We start from the raw sequence: 21,795 nt of genomic DNA on the forward strand, positions 1-21,795 counted from the left end.
TTCCGCACCGAGCCGCGTTGGATTGCTGTGTGCCACAACCACAGCGATAGCCACCAATCTGCGTCCGAGAACATGACTCCAGCCCCGCAATCCGCCCAGCTCAGCGTCAGCGCCCACGACAGGGCGGAGGGACTCGCCCTCACCCCCGTTTCACATGAAACGGAAGCGCGCCTCGATCGCTACGTTGCACTCCTGCTGGCGTGGCAGGCCAAGACCAATCTCGTGGCGCCATCGACGCTGCCGACACTCTGGACCCGACACATCTCCGATTCGCTCCAGCTTCTGAGCCTGGCGCCGTTAGCGAAGTCGTGGGTCGATCTCGGCAGCGGCGGCGGCTTTCCCGGCGTCGTGCTGGCCTGCGCGCTCGCCGAGACGCCGGAGGCGCAGGTCCATCTGGTCGAGCGCATCGCAAAGAAGGCCGCATTCCTGCGCGAAGCGATTCGGGTGACGGGCTCGCCGGGGACAGTGCATCTCGCTGACATCGGGGATACTGTGGATAGAATCGCGGGCCCGATCGATTGCGTCACCGCGCGGGCGCTGGCTCCGTTACATCAACTCATCGGCTTCGCGGAGCCGTGGGTCAAAAAGGGCGCCAAGGCGCTGTTTTTAAAGGGTCAAGATGTAGAGGCCGAATTGACCGAGGCCACTAAATATTGGAAAATCGAGCCGAAGCTACATTCCAGCCGAACCGGCGGACATGGCTGGATCGTCGAACTCGGGTCAATCGAGCGGCGCTAGGGGACTCCGCAGCAGCAAATGGTATTTTGGTATGACTGTGATGGACGAGGTTTATCAAGAGGATAGGGCGCCTTCGGCGCCGGGCCATCCGCGCATCCTGTCGCTCGCCAACCAGAAGGGTGGTGTCGGCAAGACCACCACAGCGATCAATCTTGGCACCGCACTCGCCGCGATTGGGGAGCGGGTCCTGATCGTCGACCTCGATCCCCAGGGCAACGCCTCGACCGGCCTCGGCATCGACCGCCGCAACCGCAGCTGCTCGACCTATGACGTCCTGATCGGCGAGGCGCCGCTGCGCGATGCGGTCGTTGCGACCGCCGTGCCACGGCTGCACATCGCGGCTTCGACCATGGATCTCTCCGGCCTCGAGCTCGAGCTCGGCACCACGCCCGGCCGCGCGTTCAAATTGCGCGATGCGATCGCCGGGCTGAACAACAACGTCTCGCCCGACAACGACTACACCTATGTGCTGATCGACTGCCCGCCTTCGCTCAACCTGCTGACCGTGAATGCGATGGCGGCGTCGGATGCGATCCTGGTGCCGCTGCAATGCGAGTTCTTCGCGCTCGAAGGTCTGTCGCAACTGTTGCAGACCGTGGAGCAGGTGCGTTCGACGCTCAATCCGAGCCTGTCGATCCACGGCATCGTGCTGACCATGTTCGATTCGCGCAACAACCTCTCCAACCAGGTCGTCGCCGACGTGCGCCAGTTCATGGGCGACAAGGTCTACGACACCATGATCCCGCGCAACGTGCGCATCTCGGAGGCGCCGTCCTACGGCAAGCCGGTGCTGGTCTACGATCTCAAATGCGCCGGCAGCGAAGCCTATCTGAAGCTCGCCACCGAAGTGATCCAGCGTGAGCGCGAGCTGCGCACGCATTGACGATGCGTAGGATGGGTGCAGCGCTGCGATACCCATCCCGGCATCTCGCAAAGAGAGCGATGGGTTTCGCTGCGCTCTACCCATCCTACAATCTTGAAATTCAAGTCCGGAGTACTGCGCGTGAATCCAAGGGAGCTCGCAACAATGGCCGATGAAGCGCGTTCGCGACTGGGGCGCGGGCTGGCAAGCCTGATCGGAGATGTCGGCGGCGAGGCCGCGCATGTCGAACGCCCGCGCAACCAGCGCAAGGTGCCGATCGAATTCCTCAAGGCCAATCCACGCAATCCGCGGCGCACCTTTGCCGATGCCGAACTCGGCGAACTCGCCGACTCGATCAAGCAGCGCGGCGTGATCCAGCCGATCGTGGTCCGCGCCATCAAGGGCGTGCAGGACCGCTACGAGATCATCGCCGGCGAGCGGCGCTGGCGCGCCTCGCAGCTCGCCGGCCTGCATGAAGTGCCGATCGTGCCGGTCGAGGTCAGCGATTCCGACGCGCTCGAGATCATGATCATCGAGAACGTCCAGCGCGAAGACCTCAACGCGATGGAGGAGGCGCAGGGCTATCACGCGCTCGCCGACGAGTTCAAACGCAGCCAGGAAGAGATTGCCAAGATCGTCGGCAAGAGCCGCAGCCATGTCGCCAACATGATGCGGCTGACCAGGCTGCCGAACGAGGTGCAGGCGCTGATCGCCAAGGGCGATCTCTCCGCCGGCCACGCCCGCGCGCTGATCGGCGTGCCCGATCCGCTCACCGCGGCGAAGCGCATCGTCGCCGAAGGCCTCAACGTCCGCCAGGCCGAGGCGCTGGCACATGAGGAGGGCGTGCCGGAGCGCAAGCCGCAGAAGCCGCGCGCGAGTGCCGCGGCCAAGGTCGCCAAGGATGCCGACACGCTGGCGCTGGAGAAGCGCGTCAGCGATGCGCTCGGCCTTGCCGTCACCGTCAGCCATCGCGACCCCGGCGGCAGCGTCCAGATCAGCTACCGCAACCTCGAGCAGCTCGACGAGGTGATGCGGCGGCTGGAAGGCGGTTAGTCCTCCCAGTCTTTCCCCTCGTCATTGCGAGCGAACCTATCCCCGCCGCTTGGCGTTCGCCGCGATCGAGAGCAGCGCGCGCTGCCCGATCACTGCCGCCAGCGAGGCCTGCTTGCGCATGTCGAGCGCTGCGGTCGCGAGCTGTTCGATGATCGCCACCAGCCGCGGCGGGCTGAAATTGCGCAGCGCGATTTCGACGGCGGGTTTGCGCGAGAAGTGCAGCCGCGGGAAGCCGCCCTCGAGCACGGCCGAGGCCGGCGTGCCTTCCGCGATCGCGAGTGCAGATTTGTGCAGCCATGCCGCCTGGCGCTGCGCGGCGGAGATGATCACGCCGGGATAGGTGCCGGCGACCATCGCCTTGGAAAACTCGCTCTCCACCAGCGCGGCATTGCCGGCAAAGGCGCCGTCGACGATCGGATCGAGCTTCAGCTCGGATGCGTCGGAGACCACGGTCATCACATCGTCGAGCGTGATCTCGCCCTTGCCGTGCGCGAACAGCGCGAGCTTGCGCAGTTCGTTGCGCGAGGCCTGGCGGTCGCCGCCGAGCAGTGACATCAGCACCGCGCGCGCATCCTGCGCCAGCCGCAGGTTGGAGATGCGCAGCTCGTCCTCGATCAGTTTTGTCAGATCGCGCTCGGTGTCCGGATAGCAGGCGATCGCCACCGCATTCTTCGCGCGCTCGCAGACCTTGCGCAGCGGCGACTCGGCGCGCAGCTCGCCGGCCTCGATCACGATGCGGCAATCCTTCAGCGCCGTCTCGGCCAGCGTCTCGACGCCGCTGGAGAAATTGCGCGAGCCGGCGCGGACGCGAATGGCGCGGCGGCCGCCGAACAGCGGCACCGTCATCGCTTCGTCGACCAGGCGCGAGGGTTCGGCGGCGAGCTCGTCGCCGTCGAGGCGCACCAGCGAGAACGGATCGTTGGGATCGTCGACCGCCGAAGCCATCAGCGCATCGGCGCGCTCGCGCACGAGGCCGGCGTCCGGGCCGTAGAGCAGGATGATCGGGCGGCCGGCGTCGGGCCGGGCAAGGAAGCTATCGATCTCTTTTCCGCGAAGCGCGACCAATGCGGTGATCAGGTCCCGGTGGCGAAGAACGAGGCCAGCCGGGTCTGGATGTTGTCGGCAATCTCCTGCGCGGCGCGGTCCTCGGCGTCGCGGAAGGCGCGGGTGCGGGCGAAGCGCTGGTAGGAGCCCGGCATGTCGTAGGACACGCGCGAGAAGGTGGTGCCGGTCATCACCGACTTGTTGGAGGCGATCTCGATCAGGTTGAACTGCGCGTCGATCGAGTAGTTTTCGCTGGTCGGCAGTGCGGTGTTCGGGTCGATCATCAGCGAGGAACGGCCAGAGTTGAACCGCAGCACCAGCTTGTGGGTCGGCGGCATGCCGGTGGCGGTGCCGTAAAGCTTGAAGGCGAGCGCGTTGCGGATCTCGACGCCGACGCGGGCCTCGCGCGAGGCGTTCGGCTTGTCGACCGGCGGGAGCTCGACACCCATCAGCTTTTCGCGCAGGGCAGGCGTGCCGTCGGTGCGCTCGGCATACATCGGCTGGAAGCAGCCGGCCGTCAGCGCAGCCAAGGCGGCGACGGCTACGAGCCGGGCAGCGATCCTGATCCTAGCCAACGACATTGACGATCCTCATGGGCACTACGATCACTTTGCGGACAGGTTTGCCGCCAAGGGCGACTTTTACCGCATCGAGCGCCAAAACGGCAGCCTCTATATCCGCATTTTGGGCGGTGCGTGGCACGGTAACATCACCTCGTTTTTTACCGTTCACCTGGACCACCAGGGTCACGCTGTCTTCGACCAGCAAATCGCGTTCGATTTGCGGCCAATCGGCCTCCGAAACCAGCCCGTTCTGGGCCAAAACCGCCCAGCACTCCTCGGCCAGATGCGGCATCATCGGCGAAAACAGTTGAACCAGGATGACGGCGGCTTCCTTGACCGCCCAAGCGGTATCCACCGCCGGCTTGTCCCCCTTTTCAGATCCCTTGGCGAGCACCTCGGCCAGCGCGTTGGCGAACTCGCGGATATGGGCGAGACACACGTTGAAATGCAGCCGCTCGATGCCGCCGGACACCTTGTCCAGCGCGCCATGGGCGGCCTTGCGCAGCGCCAGCGCTTCGGCGCCGAACGCGGCCGGCCGGGCCGCCGGCGCCGCCTTGGCGATCTCGGCCGATTCATTCACCAGCCGCCACAGCCGCTGCACGAAGCGGGAGGCGCCCTGCACCCGCTCGTCGCTCCAGATCACGTCGCGATCCGGCGGCGAGTCCGACAGCATGAACCAGCGGGCGACGTCGGCGCCGTAGCTGGCGATGATGTCGTCGGGGTCGACGGTGTTCTTCTTCGACTTCGACATCTTCTCGATCGGGCCGATCGTGACCGCCTCGCCACCCTCGAGCATCGTCGCGCGCCGTTCGGTGCCGACCACCTCGACCTTTACCTCGGCCGGGGTGACCCAGCTGCCGTCGGCCTTCTGGTAGGTCTCGTGCACCACCATGCCCTGGGTGAACATGCCGGCGAACGGCTCGGCCATGTCGATATGGCCGGTCGCCTTCATCGCGCGGGTGAAGAAGCGGCTGTAGAGCAGATGCAGGATCGCGTGCTCGACGCCGCCGATATACTGGTCGACCGGCATCATCCGGTTGGCCACCGCAAGCGTGGTCGGCGCGGTCTCGTTCCAGGGATCGGTGAAGCGCACGAAGTACCAGGACGAGTCGACGAAGGTGTCCATCGTGTCGGTCTCGCGCACCGCCTTGCCGCCGCATTGCGGGCAGCTGACGTGCTTCCAGGTCGGGTGATGGTCGAGCGCGTTGCCCGGCTTGTCGAAGCTGACGTCCTCGGGCAGCACCACCGGCAACTGGTCGTCCGGCACCGGCACCACGTCGCATTTCGGGCAGTGGATCACCGGGATCGGGCAGCCCCAATAGCGCTGGCGCGAGATGCCCCAGTCGCGCAGGCGGAAGTTCACCTGCCGCTCGCCGACCGACGCGTTACCACGCAGCTCGCTCTCCAGCCGCTTGGCAACCTCTTCCTTGGCCTGATCGATGGTCATCCCGTCGAGGAAGCGCGAATTGATCATGCGGCCGTCGCCGTCATAGGCGACGTCGGTGATGACGAACGTCTTCGGGTCCTGGCCTTCGGGGCAGACCACCGGCACGTTGCCGAGATCGTATTTGTTGACGAAGTCGAGGTCGCGCTGGTCGTGCGCCGGGCAGCCGAAGATCGCGCCGGTGCCGTATTCCATCAGCACGAAGTTCGCCACGTACACCGGCAGCTTCCAGCTCGGGTCGAACGGATGCACCGCCTTGATGCCGGTATCGAAGCCCTGCTTCTCGGCGGTGTCGATGATCTCCTGCGCGGTGCCGATCTTCTTGATGTCGGCGATGAACTCCGCGAGCTTGGGATTCTTCGCGGCCGCCGCCTGCGCCAGCGGATGATCCGCCGAGATCGCCATGAACTTGGCGCCGAACAGCGTGTCCGGCCGCGTGGTGAAGATCTTCAGCTCGCTCTCGCCGGCCGGCGTCGTCGCGGTATCAAGCGCGAAGCGGATCAGGAGGCCTTCCGAGCGGCCGATCCAGTTGCGCTGCATCAGCCGCACCTTGTCGGGCCAGCGGTCCAGCCCGTCGAGCGCGTCCAGCAGCTCCTGCGAGTACTTCGTGATCTTGAAGACCCACTGGCTCATCTCGCGCTGTTCGACGATGGCGCCCGAACGCCAGCCGCGGCCGTCGATCACCTGCTCGTTGGCGAGCACGGTCATGTCGACCGGGTCCCAGTTCAGCTTGCGCTTCTCGCGTTCGGCGAGGCCGGCGCGCAGCATGTCCAGGAACATCTTCTGCTGATGCTTGTAGTAGCTGGGGTCGCAGGTCGCGAATTCGCGTGACCAGTCCAGCGACAGTCCGATCGACCGCAGCTGCTTCTTCATCGCAGCGATGTTGTCGTAGGTCCAGGCCTTCGGCGCCACCTTGCGCTCGATCGCGGCGTTCTCCGCCGGCAGGCCGAACGCGTCCCAGCCCATCGGGTGCAGCACGTTGAACCCCTTGGCCCGCATGAAGCGCGCCAGCACGTCGCCCAGCGTGTAATTGCGGACATGCCCGATATGGATGCGCCCCGAGGGATAGGGAAACATCTCGAGCACGTAGTATTTCGGCCGCGTGTCGTCGTTCTTGGAGGCGAAGATCGCCTTCTCGTCCCACAGGCGTTGCCAGCGGGGCTCGGATTCACGGGCGTTGTAGCGTTCAGAGGTCATGAAATCGCAGGGATTCTGGGTGGCTTTGGGTGGTTTCCGGGTCCCATCAAAGGACGGCGGACTAGGCCATAGAAACGCCCATTGGGTCAACGGTTTGGGGCCGCCAAACGCCCTATCCGCGGGCGTAGCGGCCCTGCCGCTGCCGCAGGTCCCGGCCGACACGGCTTCATATGGATGATTGGGGCCGCTGGCGGAACCCTTTGTTGCGGATCGCTCGCCACACGACAAGGCGTCATCGCCCGGCTTGACGGGGTGATCCGGTATTCCAGAGGCAGTCATCGTTGAGCCGATGGGCCGCGGCGTACTGGATCGCCCTGTCAAAGCGGGCGATGACAGCGGAGGATGGGCGATGCCCTCAGCTCGCCAGCGCCATGCCGGCTTCGTCGAGCGTTTGCAGGAAGCCGTGCTCGATCACGGCATTGCGGCCGCGGCGCTTGGCAGCGTAGAGCGCGGCATCCGCCGCTTCGATCAGATCGCCCGGGCGCAGGATCTCGTTCGGCCTGGTGGTGGCGACGCCGACGCTGACGGTGACGATGCCGTGGCTCGAGGTGGCGTGCGGCACGGCGAGGCCGAGCACGGCGGTGCGTACGGTCTCGCCGATCGCGAGCGCATGCATCGCGTCGGTGTTCGGCAGCAGCAGGCAGAATTCCTCGCCGCCATAGCGGCCGGCGAAGCCCATCGTGTCGGCGGCGATTCCGGCCAGCGTCTCGCCGATCCGCGTCAGGCAGGCGTCGCCTTCGGGATGGCCGTAGGTGTCGTTGTAGAGCTTGAAGTGATCGACATCGATCATCATCAGCGACAGCTCGCAATCATATTGCTGCGCCCGCATCCACTCGAAATCGAGCCGGCTCTGGAAGCCGCGGCGGTTGGCAAGGCCCGACAGCGCATCGATCGAGGCCATCACGGTGAGGCGGTCGTTGGAGGCGACGAGCTCGCGCTCGCGCTGGCTGAGCTGCGCGGCCATGGCGTTGAAGGCACGCGCCAGCGGCACGAACTCCGCGGGCAATTTGTTCTTGGCAACGCGCGCCGACCAGTCGCCCTCGCCGAACCGCCGAGCCATGCCGGTCATCAGCTCGATCGGATGGATGACCAGCCGCTCCGCGCCAACGAGGGCGCCGAGCAGGACGAACAGGCAGACGAAGCCGAGCTGCAGATAGGCGGTGCGGATCTCGCGGTTGATCGCCGCCGTGACCCTCGCTTCATCCATGCTGACGATCAGCCGGGCCTGCGTTCCGGGAATGCGGGCAAAGCTCAGCGTGCGCTGCGCGCCGTCGGCCGCGGTGAATGACACCGAGCCGGACGGCTCGTCATAGCTCAGCGCCTTCTCTGCGATCGCCGACATCAGCGGCACGGTGTCGAGCGAGCGTCCGACCATGCTGGCATGATCCGCCGGCGCGGCGATCACGACGCCGGCGCTGTCGACCAGCGCCGCCGACATCCCCGGCTGGCCGCCGAGATTGGCCATGATCTGCGACAGCCAGTCGATATTGATGCCGGCGACGACGACGGCATCCTGCTCCGGATTGATGGCGGATACCGGATAGGCGGCCATCATCATCGGCCGGCCGTTGGTCTTGCCGAACAGATAGTCGCTGAACACGAAGCCGCGCGATTCCTGCGCCTTCTTGAAATACTCACGGTCGCCGAGGTTGAGCCCGACCTGGGTGTTGAGGGTGGAACACTGCACCAGCCCGTCCCGCGAGACGAACATGATGCTGCGGATCCACGGCAGCACGGTCGGCAGGCTGGCGCGCAGCAGCTCGCAGCTCCGCGCGATGCCGCCGGACGCCCTGATATAGGCAGCCGATTTCAGCATGGTCTCGACCGAGGACACCACCTCGCGCTGGGTCTCGGCAGCTCGGCTGGTCAGATTGGCGTAGCCTTCCGCGGCCTGTGCCACTTGCTTGGCGCGGGAATCCTCCAGGGTGCGGACGCGGTCCAGCATCAAGGGCGCGACCAGCATCAACGCAAGCAAGGCCAACCGGGCACGAATTCCCAGAACCTTCTTGAGTTTGACGCGGTTGCGGTTGAAAGTCAGGCCCGACATCGAGTCCCTTGCCCCTTGCGCCAAGGGTAGGATGAAGGGCTTCAAAAAGCCTTTCCCGAATTTGGTAAAATTCGGAGAAAACCCCCGCAGCCTGTCAGAGAACGGCACAAACATGATGCAGAGCCGAACCACGCCGTTAGCAGCGGATTCACCAAGCGGCCTTGCCGCCGTGGAGCAGGAGATCGTGCGCGCCTGCAAGGAAGCGCGGCGTGATCGCGCGTCGGTGACGCTGATCGCGGTGTCGAAAACATTCGCGGCCGATGCAATTTCCCCGATAATCGACGCCGGACAGCGCGTATTCGGCGAAAATCGCGTGCAGGAGGCCAAGGGCAAGTGGCCGGCCTTGATGCAATCCCATCCCGGCCTCGTGCTGCATTTGATCGGGCCGCTGCAGTCGAACAAGGCCAAGGAGGCGGTCGCGCTGTTCGACGCGATCCATTCGGTGGACCGCACCAGCATTTGCGAAGCGTTAGCCAAGGAAATCAAAAATCAGGGCAAGCAGCCGGAACTGTTCGTCCAGATCAATACCGGCGAGGAGCCGCAGAAGGCCGGGGTCGCGCCGCCGGACGCCGACGCCTTCATCGCAGCGTGCCGTGATACCTACGGCCTGTCGATCTCGGGCCTGATGTGCATCCCGCCGGTCGACCAGGCGCCGGCACCGCATTTCGCCCTCTGCGCCAAGATCGCCGCGCGAAACCGACTGACCGGTCTGTCGATGGGCATGAGCGCGGACTTCGCGACCGCGATCCAGATGGGCGCGACCCATGTGCGCGTGGGCTCGGCGATCTTCGGGACGCGGACGGCGCCGCATCCCTGACGCGTGTCGGTTTATGCGCCCCACCAGTCCCGTCACCCTGAGGAGCGCGGAGCGCGTCTCGAAGGGGCGACGGCCGCCAGTCGGGCCGATCCATCCTTCGAGGCTCGCTCCGCTCGCGCCTCAGGATGACGGTGTTGGTTTGGTCGCCTGCCCCAGGGACGACAGTGAGTGTGTGGCGCGAGGGCGCCTCACGCAAACTTCACCGACGCCTTTCCCAGTACGCCGAAATCCACCGCGAACAGATCGCCGGCGGTGATCGGCAGCGGCGGGTGGCAGGTGCCTGTCGTGACCACCTCCCCTGCCCGCAATGTGATCCCGAGCGTGCGCAGCTCGTTGGCGCACCAGGCGAGCGCGACGCGGGGATCGCCGAGCACGTTCTTGCCGTGGCCGATATAGCGCTCGCCGCGCAGCGTGATGGTCGGACGCTGCTCGATCAGATCCATCGCGCGCCAGTCGGCGGCGGTCGCTTCGCCCAGCACGAACAGATGCGCGCAGGCGTTGTCGGCGATCAACTGCGCCTCGCCGGCGGAGGCGAAATCGGCGAAGCGCGAGTCCGGAATCTCGATCGCCGGATGCAGCGTGCCGACCGCGTCGAGCACGTCCCGCACGCTGTAGGGCGCAGCGCGCGGCGGCAGGTCGCGCGCCATGCGGAAGCAGAACTCCGGCTCGCCGACGCGCATCTCGTTGCCCTTCATCGATGCGGTGCCGCCATCGGCGATCACGGTCTCGGCGAGAATGCGTCCGGCCAGCGGCCCCGCGACATTGATGTGCTTCTGCCCGGCGGCGCTGGTCGCTGCGATCTTCCAGCCGAACAGTTTTTCGCGCGAGGTTTTTTCGAGTGCAGCCTGCACTGCGTAGCCGTCGCTGCGATCGCGCGGGCGAATCGTATCGTCGAGCGCACCGAGCTTGGTGCCGCCCTGCCAGTGGTCGTTGAGAACTTTCGACGCCGCTGCGATCGCGTTGTTGTCGAGCATGAGTGTGTCCTGGTTGTATTGCGCTTTGGTAGATGGCTCCGTCATTGCTTCGCTTCGCTCGCAATGACGCGGATAGAGCGCTACGTTCTCTTCTGTCATTTCCGCGACGCTTCGCACACCTACCCGATAACGATCTTCGTCCCCTGCCCCATCCTTCGCAACAGCCGCAGCATCGATTGCTTCGTCATCGACACGCAGCCGGCGGTCGGCGAGAAGTTCGGCCGCGCCAGGTGCAGGAACACGGCGCTGCCGCGGCCGGCGATGCGCGGCGCGGCGTTGTGGTCGATCTCGACGATGAAATCGTAGAGATGATCCGCGCGCGTCAGGCGGTCGCCATTGTGCTCGCGGCCGAGGCGGACCGGCTGGTTGTAGTGACGGTCGGCGGGGTCCTCGCACCAGCCGTCCTCGGGACGGATCGGCCGCGTCGGCAGGAAGGTCCGTGGCCGCTGGAAGCGGTCGGCGCGCCACCACAACCTCCGCGGATGGTAGACGCCGCGCGGTGTGCCGCCGTCGCCCTCGCGCTTGTTGGCGAGGATGCCGCCGCGGCCGAGCGCCACCGGCACCACCCAGCCATCCGCCGTCAGCCAGCCCCGGCGCGGATCGCCGGCAGCGCGGCGAACATGAACGGATGCCAGCGGGCGATCACGCACATCTGTCATATAAGTGATTGAAATGGCTGGCCTTCCTTTCAGAATCATTCCAAACCAAACTTGCCTTCAAAGCGGCGATCGGCCTATCTGACGGGGATTACAGGACATTCACGCCTCGCCTGCCGATTTTGAGGTAAACTGCATCGCCTTGTGAATCGGTAACAATCGCCTACCTGAAGTCATATCTACCGGAGAGCGCCCACAAGCGCCTGTTCCGCTTCCGGCTGCCCCGCCTGCCCTCGAAGGATTCTATCTATGGCCAATGCCCGCAAGATCTTGATCGTGGATGACGATACCGATCTGCGCGATACGCTGGTCGAGCAATTGTCGCTGCACGAGGAGTTCGAAGCCTCCGCAGTCGACACCGGCGCCAAGGGCGCCAGCGCCGCCAAAGCCAATTCTCCCGATCTGGTCCTGATGGATGTCGGCCTGCCCGATACCGACGGCCGCGAAGTGGTCCGCTCCCTGCGCAAGGGCGGCTTCAAGGCCCCGATCATCATGCTGACCGGTCATGACACCGATTCCGACACGATCCTGGGCCTCGAATCCGGCGCCAACGACTATGTCGCCAAGCCGTTCCGCTTCGCGGTGCTGCTGGCCCGGATCCGGGCGCAGCTGCGCCAGCACGAGGCCAGCGAGGACGCGGTGTTCTCGGTCGGCCCCTACTCGTTCCGGCCCGGCTCCAAGATGCTGACCGCGGCCAATGCCCGCAAGGTGCGGCTGACCGAGAAGGAAACCGCGATCCTGCGCTTCCTCTACCGCGCCGGCCAGATGCCGGTGTCGCGCGAGACCCTGCTCCAGGAAGTCTGGGGCTATAACTCCGGTGTCACCACCCACACGCTGGAAACCCACATCTACCGCCTCCGCCAGAAGATCGAGAAGGACGCCGCCAATCCGGAGATCCTGGTCACGGAAGCCGGTGGCTACAAGCTGGTGCCGTGATACGCTTCGCGCTCAACGATTCGTGAAATCGAGGCGCGTTTCCGGTCACCGGCCCTGAATGTCGATCGATGATGATGTAGCCCTGCTCGATCAGGTCCCGACGATGCGTCTGTTGGGCGACAGCTCCTTGCGCATGCTGGCGATCGGCTCCGAGCAGCGCGATTTCAATTCCGGCGATGTGCTGTTCAAGGCCGGCGACGATGCCGATGCCGGCTATGTCGTGCAGCGCGGTTCGTTCCGCGTCGAGGAGGGCGGCGCCGAGATCGTCGCCGGCCCTGGCGCATTGATCGGCGAGCTCGCACTGATCGTCGCGATGAAGCGGCCCTCGACCGCAACCGCGCTGGAACGCGCCTCCGTGATCCGCGTCGCGCGCAGCCTGTTCCAGCGCGTGCTGGAAAGCGACCCCGCCGCCGCGGGACGGCTGCGCGATGAAATGGCGATGCGCACCAGCCAGCTTGCCAGCGACATATTGATGGCGGGCGCCAAGCTCAGCACGTGATGCCTCTGCTCAACGATCCGTCATCCTGAGGAGGCCGCAACGCGGCCGTCTCGAAGGGTGAACGGCCCGGCTGGTGGCCGTCGACCCTTCGAGACGCGCTACGCGCTCCTCAGGGTGACGGGTCTTGATCTGGCCTCAAACTTCCAGCACCGCGGTCACCGGCACGTGGTCGGACGGGCGCTCCCAGCTGCGGGCGTCGCGGGTGATGGTGAAGTCGTTGACGGAATCCTTCAGCGCGCGCGACACCCAGATGTGGTCGAGCCGTCGGCCGCGGTCGCCGACGGTCCAGTCGGCGGCGCGGTAGCTCCACCAAGTGTAGACTTTCTCCGACATCGGAATCCGCTCGCGCGCGATGTCGAACCATTCGCCGTGGGCCTGCGCGGCGAGCAGCTTCTCGGTCTCGACCGGCGTGTGCGAGACCACCTTGAGCAGCTGCTTGTGCGACCAGACGTCGTTCTCATGCGGCGCGACGTTGAGATCGCCGACCAGGATGTGGCGATCGTCGCCGCGCGGATGCAGCGGCTCGCACGACTTCATCTCGTCGAGGAATTGCAGCTTGTGCTCGAACTTCGGATTGAGCGCGGGATCGGGAATGTCGCCGCCCGCCGGCACGTAGAAATTATGCAGCACCAGCGGCTTTGCCAGCTGCGCTTTTTCACCGAAGGAAACAGAGATGTGCCGCGAGTCGATCTTGTCGCAGAACGTCCTGATGTCGGTGCTCTCGAACGGCAGCTTCGAGATGATGGCGACGCCGTGATAGCCCTTCTGCCCGTTCAGCGCGACGTGCTCATAGCCGAGCCGCTTGAAGCGCTTCAGCGGAAACGCATCGTCGATGCATTTGGTTTCCTGCAGGCACAGCACATCCGGCCGCGTCGCCTTGATGAATTTGGCGACGATGTCGATGCGCAGGCGCACCGAATTGATGTTCCAGGTGGTGACGGAGAACCGCATGAGATGCGCGTCTTAGCACGGTTCGCGGTGTGGCCGACGCCTTGTCCACAGGCGGGATGCCACCTCGCCCCGCTTGCGGGGAGAGGTCGGATCGCATCGGAGATGCGATCCGGGTGAGGGGGATTCACCACGCACTCACGTCTATCGAATTTGCGGAGGCAGCCCCTCACCCCGACCCTCTCCCCGCAAGAGCGGGGCGAGGGAGAGGAGACCGTCAGCCCGGCGAGGCGCCGGGGTAGGTGGTGAAGTCGATCTTGAACAGGCCCGGGTCGGGCTTCTGCGTCGCGTCGAGATTGTAGACCGCGACCGTCGTGTCGTAGCCCTGCGGATCGGTGACGGTCCACTGCTTGAGCTTGCCGTCCTTGGCGCCGACCATCAGCATCAGGCGCGAGGTGCCGACCAGCGCCTGCTTTTCCTCGATGGTGACGCTGACGAACACGTCATCGGCGGTGACGCTGACGACGTTGGTGTCCTTCATCAGGTCGATGCGGTCGGACAGCAGATAGCGCAGCGGCGTCTGCGACAGCGGATAGATGTCCTGCGTCGCGAGCCTGCGGTCGCGCACCGCGACCGAGGAGCCGTCGGCGACGATCTCGATCGGGCTCGGATCGTCATATTCGAAGCGCACCTTGCCGGGCTTCTGGATGTAGAAATCGCCCTTGGTCTTGGTGCCGTCGGGGCCGACCTGCACGAAGTTGCCGACCAGCGTCTGCAGCGAGGACAGATAGGCCGAGACCTTGGCGGCCTGCGCCTTCTGGTTGGCGTCGAAGGTCTGGAAGATGTTGGCGGGCACGTTGCGGCGAGGATCGGGAATGACCGGGTTCGGTGGCGTCTGGGTGGCGCCGGTGGTGGCCGGGCCCTTGTCCTGCGCGCTGGACTGCGGCGCCCCGTCGCGACCTTTGGGCGCAGCCTTCGGCGTCGGCACGTTCTGTGCGGCAGCCGCGCCGGCGAGCGCGGCGGAGACGAGGAATGCCAGCGCATGGCGCGAGCCGCGGAGAGTGAAGTGTTTTGCCATCAGATGTGTCAGGTCTCTGTTCGAGGCTCGTCCCGCTGGGTTGCGACTTTACCGTGCCTGTTCCGAGGCGGATATGGCTTTTCCGTGGAGTTTGGTCAGAACTGGCCCTCTTCCTCGCCGACCAGGATTTCACGTTTTCCGGCGTGATTCGCCGGACCGACGATGCCTTCGAGTTCCATGCGTTCCATCAGCGAAGCGGCGCGGTTATAGCCGATTTGCAGCCGCCGCTGAATGTAGGAGGTCGACGCCTTGCGGTCGCGCTTGACGATCGCAACCGCCTGCGTGAACAGGTCGCCGCCACCGTCGCCGCCCATGCCGGTGGCATCGAACACCGCGCCGTCCTCGCCCTCGGCAGGCTCTTCCGCGGTGACCGCTTCGAGATATTCCGGCGCGCCTTGCGTCTTGAGGTGACGCACCACCTTCTCGACTTCTTCGTCCGAGGCGAACGGGCCGTGCACGCGGCTGATGCGGCCGCCGCCGGCCATATAGAGCATGTCGCCCTGGCCGAGCAGCTGCTCGGCGCCCATCTCGCCGAGGATGGTGCGGCTGTCGATCTTCGACGTCACCTGGAAGGCGATGCGGGTCGGGAAGTTGGCCTTGATCGTGCCGGTGATGACGTCGACCGACGGGCGCTGGGTAGCGAGGATCACGTGCAGGCCGGCGGCGCGCGCCATCTGGGCGAGGCGCTGCACCGCGCCTTCGATGTCCTTGCCGGCGACCATCATCAGGTCGGCCATCTCGTCGACGATGATGACGATGTAGGGCAGCGGCTCGAGGTCGAGCTTCTCTTCCTCGTAGATCGCCTTGCCGGTCTCCTTGTCGAAGCCGGTGTGTACGGTGCGGGTCAGCTCCTCGCCCTTGCCCTTGGCTTCGACGAGACGCTGGTTGTAGCCGTCGATGTTGCGGACGCCGAGCTTGGCCATGCGCTTGTAGCGCTCTTCCATCTCGCGCACGGCCCATTTCAGCGCCACCACCGCCTTCTTCGGATCAGTGACGACGGGCGTCAGCAGATGCGGGATGCCGTCATAGACCGACAGTTCGAGCATCTTCGGGTCGACCATGATCAGGCGGCACTGATCCGGACGCAGCCGGTAGACCAGCGAGAGGATCATGGTGTTGATCGCGACCGATTTACCGGAGCCGGTGGTGCCGGCGATCAGCATGTGCGGCGTGCGGGCGAGATCGATGATGACGGGATCGCCGCCGATGGTCTTGCCGAGGCACAGCGGCAGCTTCGCCACCGACTCGGTGCTCTCCTTGGCGACCAGCAGCTCGCGCAGATAAACCTTCTCGCGATGCGCGTTGGGCAGCTCGATGCCGATCGCGTTGCGGCCGGCGACGACGGCGACGCGGGCCGACAGCGCGCTCATCGAGCGTGCGATGTCGTCGGACAAGCCGATCACGCGCGACGACTTGATGCCGGGCGCCGGCTCGAGCTCGTACAGCGTGACGACGGGGCCCGGATTGGCCTTGACGATCTCGCCGCGCACGCCGAAGTCCTGCAGCACGCCTTCCAGCGAGCGCGAGTTGGCTTCGAGTTCGGCCTTGCTCAACGGCTGGCGGTCGCTCGCCTTCGGCGCGCTGAGGACAGAGACCGAAGGCAGCTCGAATTTGTCCGAGTTCTTCTTCTTCGGCTTCGGCTCGGCCTTCTTGCGCGGGGCACGGGCGACCGGAGCTTCGTCTTCCTCGTCCTCTTCTTTCTCATCATCGCCGCCATGGTCGAAGTGCTCGGCGTCGTCCTCGTCCTCATCATGCTCGGCGGGGGCGATCGAAGGCGCGGCGCGGCCGCTGCCGATATTGGGCTCCTGCCGCTCGAACGCTGCAGCGCGGCCTTGCGAGGCGCTCGACACCAGCGATTTGTAGGCGGTGGTGAACAGCCAGCCGAGCCGTGCCTTGGCGCTCATCAGCGCGTGGAACAGCCAGCCCAGCGAGACCGAGCTGCGGTCGCCCTCGTCCTCCTCGACGAAAGGCTCGTCGTCATCCGTGATCGGCGTCAGCTCGTCGTCCTGCTCCTTGGCGCCCCAGCCGCAGGCGAACAGGAAGCTCGCGGCCATCGCGACGAACAGCACGAGGCCGAGCACCACGCGATAGATGAAGCCGGGCGGGCCGAACACGACGGCCGGCGTCCGCAGCAGCGCATCGCCGACCACGCCGCCGAGCCCGGTCGGCAGCGGCCAGGCGGTGTTGTGCGGCCAGCAGCTGGCAAAGCCCGCCGCGAGCGCGGTGCAGAGGATCCAGTAGCCGAGCCGCAGCGCCTCGCGGTCGAACGGCCGATGCGTCAGCATCCGCCAGCCCCACACCGCGACGGGCAGGATCAGCATGATCGCGCCGAGCCCGAGGATCTGCATCAGCAGATCGGCGCCGATTGCGCCGGGATAACCGACCACGTTGCGGATCGCGCGCGAGGTGGCGTGGCTCAGCGAGGGATCCTGCACCGACCACGTCATCATTGCCGCGGCGATGAGGCCTGACAGCGCAATGAGTCCGAGGCCGGTCAGTTCGCGCAGCCGCCGCGCCAGCGCCTCGCGCAGCGAGAGCGGCAGATGGCCGACCAGGGGGATGACACGTTCGATCGCAGGCATACTCAATCTTCGCGCTTCGCGATTAACCCAGGGTTTCGACCAGCCGATGCAATGCTTCGGCCGTGGAGTCACTGTCGGAGACCAGCGCAAGGCGGATGTAGCCCGCGCCGGGATTGGAACCGTCGCTCTGTTCGCGCGCCAGGTAGCTGCCGGGAATCACCCGCACGCCGGCGTCGCGATAGAGCTGCACCGTCACGGCCTCGTCGCTGCGGCGGTCGGAGACGTCGAGCCAGACGCAGAAGCCGCCGGCTGGCCGCTTGTAGCCGTAACGGCTGCCGAGGATCTGGTCGGCAAGATCGAACTTGATGCGATAGAGCCGGCGATTTTCCTCGACATGCGCCTCGTCGCCATAGGCGGCGACCGCCACATGCTGCAACGGTACCGGCACCTGCGGTGCAGCGACGTTGCGCAGCTCGAGGAAGGCGGTCAGAAACTTTCTGTCGCCGGCGGCGAAGCCGACCCGCATGCCCGGCAGGTTCGAGCGCTTCGACAGCGACTGGAAGGCGACCACATTGCTGAAGTCGGGTCCAGCGCATTCCAGCATGCTGCCCGGCGCTTCGCGGGTATAGATCTCCGAATAGCACTCGTCGGACAGGATCATGAAGCCGAACCGGTCGGCGAGCTCCTTCAGCCGCGTGAAGTAGCCACGCGAGGCGACCGAGCCTTGCGGATTGGCCGGCGAGGCGATGAAGAACGCCACGGTGCGCGCCCAGGTCGCGTCGTCGATCGCATCGAGGTCGGGCAGGAAGCCGTTGGCGAGCGTGGTCGGCAGATGGATCTGCTCGCAGCCGGCGGCGCGGGCGCCGGCACCATAGGCCGGATAGAACGGATTCGGCATCAGGATCGCCGGCCGGCCTTTTCGCGGGGCGACATGGCGTGCGGCGGTGATCGCGGCAAAGAACAGCCCCTCGCGGCTGCCGTTGAGCACCAGCACCTCGCTCTCCGGATCGACCGGACGCGGCAACTGGAACCGGCTTCCGAGCCAGGTCGCGGCGGCGCGGCGGAACGGCTCGATGCCCTTGGCCAGCGGGTAGCGGCCGAAATCGGCAATGTGCTTTGCCAGCACCGGTCCGACGAAGTCGGGCACGGGATGCTGCGGCTCGCCGACTGACAGCGTGATCAAAGGCTTAGCCGGCTGGTAGGGGGCCAGCAGCTCGGTGGTCCGCACGAAGGGGGAGCGCTCGGCCTGGCCGGCGGATGCGACGTTGCCGGCGCCCTGCGCCACGCCGGATGAGGCGGTCATTGCCATGTTTGAAGCGCCAGCACTTTCACTGCGATCGGGGTGAGGGGGGCCGACCGTAAACCGATCAAGTCACCATAGATAGGGCGAGGTTAAGACGCGATTAACCATCGGCGGCAGGGGCCGTTCGCCGAGTTTGTCGCGCGATTGCCTGCCAACAACGCGGTGTCATCACCCGGCTTGACCGGTTGATCCAGTATTCCAGAGGCAGCAGTGCTTGGGCCGAGAGGCCGCGGCGTACTGGATCGCCGGGTCAAGCCGGGCGATGACAGTTGTGGGGAAGGAGGCGACTTCGCTCCGTGGTTAGGGAGCCTCAGCTTTTAGTCGAACTACAACATAGGTTATTTCGTCGCGTCCGCTGATCGGCACATTGCTGCGACATGGATTATTCAATCGCTGCAACGAGCTATGGGACCGACCGATAAGAATTGCCCGAAATGCGGGCGCGAAATGGAATTGGCATTGCCACCGGGCGGCAATGGCGGGCGCATCTATCAGTGCTTCCATTGCGATCGTCCGGACCCGCTCAAGGATCACACCGCGGATGGATTTTTGCGCGGCTTGAAGCCGCCCGAAGGCTAGGTCCCGACGTCTCGGCAGGCCGCAGTCTGAATTTTTCGGGCGGGTTGACCTGTATCAACCCGCGCACGGTCGCGAGGCTCACCTTGCCGGGCATGACACGGGACTGGATCGCCATCGCGGGCTACGCCTCAATTGCGCTTGTCGCGATGCTTCTGTTCGTCGTCTTCGTTACCTAGAGACGCACTGGCACAAACTGCACTATCCGCCCCCGCCACCCCGGCTTAACATATGTTAAGTGCTCTTTGTGCGGGGTGCGCTGTGTCAGAGTTCATGCTTCGAGCGGGCATCATTCTGTTGGGACTTTGTCCCATCGCCATCGCCGCGTTCGCCTTGTTCATTTGAAACCAGGGCCGCCCTGACCGGCGGCCGACAGATCCCGCAGCCCGGATGCAGCGAAGCGTGGGGCCGGCCTCTCCCGTGGCGACCCCGCTCCCGGATTACGCTTCGCCCCATCGGGGCTGCGCACCTACGTCCTGGATATGCCGCGCCTACCGTGCCGGCAGCTTCTCGAACGACGGCTTGCCGTCGGGCACGTGATGGAAGGTCTGCTTGTCGCAGGTGTAGATCGTCATCTGCGGAGTGAACACCGACGGGTCGTCGAAGGTGCCGACCTTCAGGATCGTGGCGGGCAGGCCGGGCACCTTGGTCACCAGATGCGTGCCGCATTCGGCGCAGAACTCGCGCGTCACCGCACGTTCGAGGTCGGTGCGGGTGAACTGCTTGGGTTGGCTCGCGGTGTATTTGAAGCCGGTGGTCGGCATCGCCATGAACATGTTCGGCCCGCCGCCGGTGATGTACTGGCATTCGCGGCACAGGCACTGCGCCGCCATCATCGGCTCGCCCTCGGCCTCATAGCGCACCTTGCCGCAATAGCATCCGCCCGCAAGCTTCATGACGTCCTCCCAGGTTGTTGTCGGCCCGCCGCTTTGTTCGACGGTGGCACGTTATCCTGACAATTTTTTCTCAAGCGCGGGCAAAAAGAAAGGGGCTCCAACTTGCGCTGGAGCCCCTCAACGGTCCGGGCATTGCCGGGTATGTGCCCGAACCGTAGTTCTGGGAACGACCGCTTGGGGAGGTCGCGCCCGGGGAGAACCCAAATTAACCGCCCTTCGGAGCCGTTAATTTTACATGTTGTAGGCGCGCTCCGTGTGCTCGGTGATGTCGAGGCCTTCACGCTCGGTCTCGACGTTGGCGCGCAGGCCGACGATCACGTCGACGATCTTGTAGAGGATCGCCGAACCGATGCCCGACCACACCAGCGTGGTGCCGACACCCCAGGCCTGCGAGGTCATCTGCGCGATGAAGTCGTAGTCGGCGACCTTCGGCGGGATCGCGGTGTAGTCGATGATTCCCGCGCCGCCGAGCGCCGGGTTGACCAGGATGCCGGTGCCGAGCGCGCCGACGATGCCGCCGACGCAGTGGACGCCGAACACGTCGAGCGAGTCGTCATAGCCGAGCGCGTTCTTCACGACGGTGCAGAAGAACAGGCAGACCACGCCGACCACGAGGCCGAGCACGATGGCGCCCATCGGACCGGAGTAACCGGCCGCCGGCGTCACCGCGACGAGGCCCGCAACCGCGCCCGAGAGCGCGCCGAGCAGCGAGGGATGGCCCTTGATGATCCATTCGGCGAACATCCAGGACAGCGCCGCCGCGGCCGTGGCCACGAAGGAGTTGGTCATGGCGAGCGCGGCGCCGCCATTGGCTTCGAGGTTGGAGCCGGCGTTGAAGCCGAACCAGCCGACCCAGAGTAGCGAGGCGCCGATCATGGTCATGGTCAGCGAGTGCGGAGCCATCAGCTCCTTGCCGTAGCCGACGCGCTTGCCGATGAGGAGCGCACCGACGAGGCCGGCGATCCCTGCGTTGATGTGCACCACGGTGCCGCCGGCGAAGTCGATCGCGCCCTTCTTGAAGATCCAGCCCGCGTCGGCGTTGATCTCGTCGAGCTTGGCCTGCGCCGCGGTCTTGGCCGCACCGTCAGCCGCAGCGGCGAGCGCCTTGGCGGCATCCTGGATCGCGTCCGGGCCCGGCCAGTACCAGACCATGTGCGCGATCGGGAAGTAGATCAGCGTCACCCAGAGCGGGATGAACAGCGCGATCGCCGCGAACTTCATGCGCTCGGCGAAGGCGCCGACGATGAGGGCCGGCGTGATCGCCGCGAAGGTCATCTGGAAGCAGAAGTAGACCAGCTCCGAGATGTTGGCGTCGACCGAGAAGGTCGCGACCTTCGAGTCGGTGGTGATCCCCATCATGAAGGCCTTGGAGAAGCCGCCGATGAAGTCGGAGCCGCCGGTGAAGGCGAGGCTGTAGCCGTAGAGGGCCCAGAGCACGGTGACGAGGCACACGGTGTAGAACACCTGCGCCAGCACCGAGAGCATGTTCTTGGAACGGACCAGGCCGCCGTAGAACAGCGCGAGGCCCGGGATGGTCATCAGCAGCACCAGCACCGTCGAGGTCAGCATCCAGGCGTTGTCGCCCTTGTTGACGGTTGGCTCTGCGTAGGCGGCGGTCGCGGCAAACAGGCCGACTGCAAGGGCCGCCAGTCCCGCGCCGTAGGGACGCTTGAACGTCATGTCATTTCACTCCTGAGGTCTT

18 protein-coding genes are annotated in these 21,795 nt (G+C 65.5%); 6 read left to right on the top strand and 12 right to left on the bottom strand.

Translation table 11 applies throughout. The features are described 5' to 3' along the window. Window positions 1-72 precede the first annotated feature (72 nt). The 3 genes from rsmG to JQ633_RS15135 all read left to right on the top strand — a co-directional run bounded on the left by rsmG (window position 73) and on the right by JQ633_RS15135 (window position 2,653). On the top strand, window positions 73-738 hold the full coding sequence (gene rsmG / locus JQ633_RS15125; protein WP_211985832.1) for a 16S rRNA (guanine(527)-N(7))-methyltransferase RsmG: 666 nt from the start codon (window positions 73-75) through the stop codon (window positions 736-738). A gap of 31 nt (window positions 739-769) precedes the next feature. Next, entirely contained in the window at window positions 770-1,621 is an 852-nt protein-coding gene (locus tag JQ633_RS15130) for a ParA family protein (RefSeq protein WP_211985833.1), read from the top strand. A gap of 144 nt (window positions 1,622-1,765) precedes the next feature. Next, window positions 1,766-2,653, top strand: coding sequence for a ParB/RepB/Spo0J family partition protein (locus tag JQ633_RS15135; protein WP_211985834.1), 888 nt, complete (start codon window positions 1,766-1,768; stop codon window positions 2,651-2,653). Window positions 2,654-2,689: 36 nt separating this feature from the next. On the opposite strand, the gene holA is transcribed toward JQ633_RS15135, so the two are convergent. From holA to JQ633_RS15155, 4 genes are all read right to left on the bottom strand, one after another. Continuing rightward, a complete protein-coding gene (gene holA / locus JQ633_RS15140; protein ID WP_211985835.1) occupies window positions 2,690-3,718 on the bottom strand; it encodes a DNA polymerase III subunit delta in 1,029 nt (342 codons plus the stop codon). 8 nt (window positions 3,719-3,726) lie between these two features. After that, complete coding sequence (lptE, locus tag JQ633_RS15145; protein ID WP_211985836.1) at window positions 3,727-4,278, bottom strand: LPS assembly lipoprotein LptE; 552 nt, start codon at window positions 4,276-4,278, stop codon at window positions 3,727-3,729. After that, entirely contained in the window at window positions 4,265-6,901 is a 2,637-nt protein-coding gene (gene leuS, locus JQ633_RS15150) for a leucine--tRNA ligase (RefSeq protein ID WP_211985837.1), read from the bottom strand. Before leuS ends, lptE begins: the two co-directional genes overlap by 14 nt. A 355-nt stretch (window positions 6,902-7,256) precedes the next feature. Next, entirely contained in the window at window positions 7,257-8,948 is a 1,692-nt protein-coding gene (locus tag JQ633_RS15155) for a sensor domain-containing diguanylate cyclase (RefSeq protein ID WP_211985838.1), read from the bottom strand. A gap of 112 nt (window positions 8,949-9,060) precedes the next feature. Between JQ633_RS15155 and JQ633_RS15160 the strand changes: the two genes are divergently transcribed. Next, window positions 9,061-9,765, top strand: a complete 705-nt coding sequence (locus JQ633_RS15160; protein WP_211985839.1) for a YggS family pyridoxal phosphate-dependent enzyme — start codon at window positions 9,061-9,063, stop codon at window positions 9,763-9,765. A gap of 188 nt (window positions 9,766-9,953) precedes the next feature. Here JQ633_RS15160 and JQ633_RS15165 read toward each other — a convergent pair whose 3' ends face one another. Next, a complete protein-coding gene (locus tag JQ633_RS15165; protein WP_211985840.1) occupies window positions 9,954-10,739 on the bottom strand; it encodes a 2-keto-4-pentenoate hydratase in 786 nt (261 codons plus the stop codon). A gap of 119 nt (window positions 10,740-10,858) precedes the next feature. Next, the gene (locus JQ633_RS15170; protein ID WP_211985841.1) at window positions 10,859-11,398 is read right to left on the bottom strand and encodes a L,D-transpeptidase family protein; all 540 of its coding nucleotides are present in this window, start codon (window positions 11,396-11,398) and stop codon (window positions 10,859-10,861) included. A gap of 246 nt (window positions 11,399-11,644) precedes the next feature. Between JQ633_RS15170 and JQ633_RS15175 the strand changes: the two genes are divergently transcribed. Continuing rightward, window positions 11,645-12,331 (top strand): response regulator transcription factor, encoded by a 687-nt coding sequence (locus JQ633_RS15175; protein ID WP_008142830.1) that lies wholly within the window; start codon window positions 11,645-11,647, stop codon window positions 12,329-12,331. Between the two features lie 58 nt (window positions 12,332-12,389). Continuing rightward, window positions 12,390-12,830, top strand: a complete 441-nt coding sequence (locus JQ633_RS15180) for a Crp/Fnr family transcriptional regulator (protein WP_211985842.1) — start codon at window positions 12,390-12,392, stop codon at window positions 12,828-12,830. Window positions 12,831-12,965: 135 nt separating this feature from the next. Here JQ633_RS15180 and JQ633_RS15185 read toward each other — a convergent pair whose 3' ends face one another. From JQ633_RS15185 to JQ633_RS15210, 6 genes are all read right to left on the bottom strand, one after another. Next, complete coding sequence (locus tag JQ633_RS15185; protein ID WP_211985843.1) at window positions 12,966-13,781, bottom strand: exodeoxyribonuclease III; 816 nt, start codon at window positions 13,779-13,781, stop codon at window positions 12,966-12,968. Window positions 13,782-13,995: 214 nt separating this feature from the next. Beyond that, window positions 13,996-14,796, bottom strand: a complete 801-nt coding sequence (locus JQ633_RS15190) for an outer membrane lipoprotein carrier protein LolA (RefSeq protein WP_211985844.1) — start codon at window positions 14,794-14,796, stop codon at window positions 13,996-13,998. Between the two features lie 95 nt (window positions 14,797-14,891). After that, window positions 14,892-17,384, bottom strand: a complete 2,493-nt coding sequence (locus tag JQ633_RS15195) for a DNA translocase FtsK (protein WP_211985845.1) — start codon at window positions 17,382-17,384, stop codon at window positions 14,892-14,894. 16 nt (window positions 17,385-17,400) lie between these two features. Continuing rightward, window positions 17,401-18,627: an aminotransferase class I/II-fold pyridoxal phosphate-dependent enzyme gene (locus tag JQ633_RS15200; RefSeq protein WP_211985846.1), complete on the bottom strand. Its 1,227-nt coding sequence runs from the start codon at window positions 18,625-18,627 to the stop codon at window positions 17,401-17,403. Between the two features lie 1,061 nt (window positions 18,628-19,688). Beyond that, the gene (locus tag JQ633_RS15205) at window positions 19,689-20,093 is read right to left on the bottom strand and encodes a GFA family protein (protein WP_211985847.1); all 405 of its coding nucleotides are present in this window, start codon (window positions 20,091-20,093) and stop codon (window positions 19,689-19,691) included. Window positions 20,094-20,324: 231 nt separating this feature from the next. Beyond that, window positions 20,325-21,773, bottom strand: a complete 1,449-nt coding sequence (locus tag JQ633_RS15210; RefSeq protein ID WP_211985848.1) for an ammonium transporter — start codon at window positions 21,771-21,773, stop codon at window positions 20,325-20,327. Between the last annotated feature and the right edge of the window lie 22 nt (window positions 21,774-21,795).

Source organism: Bradyrhizobium tropiciagri (genome assembly GCF_018130505.1).
Classification (GTDB): Bacteria; Pseudomonadota; Alphaproteobacteria; order Rhizobiales; family Xanthobacteraceae; genus Bradyrhizobium; species Bradyrhizobium tropiciagri_B.